The sequence below is a fragment of the Granulicella sp. L46 genome, assembly GCF_009765785.1.
Lineage (GTDB): Bacteria > Acidobacteriota > Terriglobia > Terriglobales > Acidobacteriaceae > Granulicella.
Genome location: NZ_LMUT01000024.1, coordinates 1 through 3281, shown reverse-complemented (window position 1 = coordinate 3281; position 3281 = coordinate 1). Strand labels below are relative to the sequence as shown.

Sequence of the window (3281 nt, the reverse complement as noted above, 5' to 3'; positions counted from 1 at the left end):
ATCCATGTGAAGAGCGGCGATCCCCTAGAAGGGATTGCACTTTCAGAGCAGCTCGGAAAGCTCGAGTCCGGCCAGAGAGCCCGGCTAAGTGTGACTGGAAGCGATAAACCTGTCGCGATCGTTCGTGCCACGTACGGGGACGTGCAAACGATGTCTCCGAAAACCTTGAAGCGGTGCCTTTTGTCCTACGAAGCGATTGGCTGGACAGGGTTTACTCCGTCTGACTGCCGTCATAGCGTGTTGTTTGTCCCGGTCAACGCAGGTCCCTGGCTTTGGGGCTGGCCCAACAGATTTGTAGCCCGGATGGCCGCCGTGAATACGGCTGTTTACGCTGTGGATGACTACAAAAAAGGCGGAACGAAGGGGCTCAATAACGCGGTCGACCTCGGAAAGTTGCCTCCCTCTTTTGGGGGAGGCATTTGGACTGACCGGATTGATGAAGTGGGAAAGCTAATCAAAACTCAGAAGAATAAGAGTGACGCTGTTCGAGATCAGGAATGACTAGTCGATTCTCCCAGGTCACCGAGCAGCAAAGCGCCGGTGGATTCGCGGAAAACGGCGTTTCATCCAAGTTCAAAGTGTCCCCCAGCGGCAGAATCGAACTTAGACAAAACCCGACTTTTCCGGAACGTGGAATTGGGATAATCGAGTCTGGGGCGCTTGCGATGTGGTATCTGATCTCTAAGGTACGATGATCACTGCGTGGGGAGCAACGCGTTGCAACTGTTGCAGGAAAGCGTCACGGTCGGCTACCCGTGCATATCGCTTTGCCCGAGCCCCAGAGATCTCAATTTCAATAACCTTCCTCTTAGAAACAGGAAAGCTATTATGGCCACGCACAGGTCCTGCGTAGCGCAGCTCGGCATTTGGAAACGTTAGATTAAAACCATAGCCTTTGAAGCGGAGCACGCCCTCGGCGACAATCTCCCAGTAATGATTCCACAGGGAAAAGGTTTGGATACTACCAACGAAGAGAAGAACCAAGCTTACCAGCCAGCGGCCCTTGAAGAGTAAGCCGATTCCACAGCCCGCCACAGTGGCGTTGACTGTTGTTAAGACAATGCGAGTTGCAAGGGAAGTTCGGTAAAACTTCATGCATACAATCTTATGGGTTAAGCTAAGGAGTGGAACGTCCCAAGCTCCTTTTTCTAAACCTTGTTGCTGCCGACAGCGGCGGCAGCGGTTCGGAACATGAGGATGATACGAATACAGTACCGCGAACCCGTCCCTCGGGCGGCGGACCATACATTTCGGATACCACCAGACCTGAAGTTGCCGAAAATGCGACTTTGCAGGGCCGTGGGTTCGACGAGATCTATTATCGACGCATAGAGGAAGATTCATGCCAATTACCAACTACAGCGTCTTGCGGGGCCTGCCAACTGCAGGCAAGGTTGTCAGCGGTACGAGCACACATTACCAGATCACCATGGAGGCCACAGGGGGTCCTTTCACCGTCGCAGTCAACATCGAGTCCACCGATGGCTCTGAAGTGCTTTATGCCATCGTCGACGACTTCCGACCGCCCGATCGAGCCGGACTCCTTGCCCTCAACTCCGGCATGCACGCCCTGCCGAGTAACCCAGCCGGCCTCGCATTGGATTTCGTGCGTGAGCAGGTGAACGGCACACCGATGATCACCCTCGCTCAGATGACCCTTCTGCCCGAGAGCGAGCGGATCGGCGACCACGCCACTCCGCTCGAGAACGCCGTCGATACCTTGCTCAACCAGACCATCGCCGATAAGGGAACGATCTTTGCGTTTGGAAGCGCCTTTGCGGATAGCGGCCAAGTGGACGGGATCCACGACATCCACATGAACCAGGGCAATCCCCTCGGCACCTTTGGCAACGACAATGGCATCTGGCAGGATGGCGCTATTTTCATCTATCTGCCTTCTACCGGAACATGGACGGCCGTCTTCATCGCCTTCCAGACCGAGTCATGGAACACTGACAGCTCTGGCAATCCGCTCAGCAACGCCTGAGGCTCCCGGAGCGAGGTATGGCCCAAACCCTCTAGCGAAGGGCCCGCGAACTTGCCGAAAACCCGACTTTCAGGGAGGTTCGATGAATGGGTTGTTGATCAGTCAACACAAACGCTTCACCGTACTCGACTTGCCCGTCGTCTAAAGAACTTGATACCGTCGTGTCGCTGAGTAGAAATAGCGACCAAATTACTCGCGGAGTCGCGAAAGGAACTTCATATACCCATGTTTCGAGCCACCGGTATGCTTCTCGCCATCGCAGTCTCCGCATGTATGCGTAGCGCCCAGGCAGTGCAATATCAAACAGAACTGACGGCGGGCACCAGCGGAAACCTCATCCTCGAAAACGATGCACGAAGTTCCATCGAGGCGTTCCACTATAAGGCCCAATGCGGTAACGGTGCCACGGAAGGCAGCCAGGACATCCTCGGCATTCAGAACGGTCAATTTCTAGGCATCGTGGGAGACCGGCCACAACACGGTCCAGTTAGGCCCTGGGAGAGAGTCACCTTCCGCGAGAACTTTTACCCGAACTCCAGCGGTTGCGAGTGGAAAGTAGAGGTTACCGCGGTCCTCTTTTCGGACGGCAGCTACGAGGGCGACAAAGCACAGGCAAGGGCCATGCAGGCCAGGCGCGATGGGATCGTCGCCGCCGTCGGCTACTGGAGGGCGAAGATGAATCCTCCGCCGATCAAGTCTTCTGACTTCGAGCTGCTGGCATCGGATGCGAAGGGCCGAAGGACGATTGACCAGGCAAACGCCTGGGCATCGAAATGCTTTCAGGGAACGGACGAATCTTGTAGCTATTGGCAAGGCAGACAGCTTGTCGACTTGAATATAGCGAACGACATCGAGCGCAAAAAGATCAATCCTGATCCCAAGTTCACGTCGCCGGTCGAAATCCTCGATCGGTGGCAAGAAGTATTGGATAGAAACGAAGCCCTGAGAAAGCTAGACGCAATTTTTCTCCTACCTGCAGGAATCGGCGAACAGGCATTAGCTGCCGGACCCGCTAAGCGCTGACAGAGTCGCCTCCAAAACAGCCGGATAGTAATCCTCATAGCTCGGCTTATCGAAAGCAATATCGTCATTCCTTGAAAACGGCGTTTTGGGAAACTACGACATTGTGACCCGTCTCCGCCTTCTATCAACGAGCGTTGAATCCCCAATGCGCTCATCGAGCTTCGGATCGGTGACGAGTCGGCATATATTGAGCAATTGGCATAAAATCTCCGTATGCTGACGCTCTCCAAGCCGCTGTCAGCGGGACAGGTACGGACGTACCATGAGCGGG

At 54.8% G+C, this 3281-nt stretch carries 4 protein-coding genes; 3 read left to right on the top strand and 1 reads right to left on the bottom strand.

The genetic code is table 11. The features are described from left to right. A partial coding sequence (locus GSQ80_RS23150) for a hypothetical protein (RefSeq protein WP_216850490.1) occupies positions 1-501 on the top strand: 501 nt, incomplete at its 5' end. 180 nt (positions 502-681) lie between these two features. Here the strand turns inward: GSQ80_RS23150 and GSQ80_RS20055 are convergent. Continuing rightward, positions 682-1095 carry a hypothetical protein gene (locus GSQ80_RS20055; RefSeq protein WP_158789451.1) on the bottom strand — a complete coding sequence of 138 codons (414 nt, stop codon included), beginning with the start codon at positions 1093-1095 and terminating at the stop codon, positions 682-684. Between the two features lie 247 nt (positions 1096-1342). Here GSQ80_RS20055 and GSQ80_RS20050 point away from each other — a divergent pair, with 247 nt between their 5' ends. Continuing rightward, positions 1343-1987: a YukJ family protein gene (locus tag GSQ80_RS20050; protein ID WP_158789450.1), complete on the top strand. Its 645-nt coding sequence runs from the start codon at positions 1343-1345 to the stop codon at positions 1985-1987. Positions 1988-2212: 225 nt separating this feature from the next. Continuing rightward, positions 2213-3010, top strand: coding sequence for a hypothetical protein (locus GSQ80_RS20045; protein WP_158789449.1), 798 nt, complete (start codon positions 2213-2215; stop codon positions 3008-3010). Positions 3011-3281 lie beyond the last annotated feature (271 nt).

Bases quoted from the DNA above. Each gene is read 5' to 3' on its own strand.
- GSQ80_RS20055 (WP_158789451.1), bottom strand. From the start codon at position 1,095: ATGAAGTTTTACCGAACTTCCCTTGCAACTCGCATTGTCTTAACAACA.
- GSQ80_RS20050 (WP_158789450.1), top strand. From the start codon at position 1,343: ATGCCAATTACCAACTACAGCGTCTTGCGGGGCCTGCCAACTGCAGGC.
- GSQ80_RS20045 (WP_158789449.1), top strand. From the start codon at position 2,213: ATGTTTCGAGCCACCGGTATGCTTCTCGCCATCGCAGTCTCCGCATGT.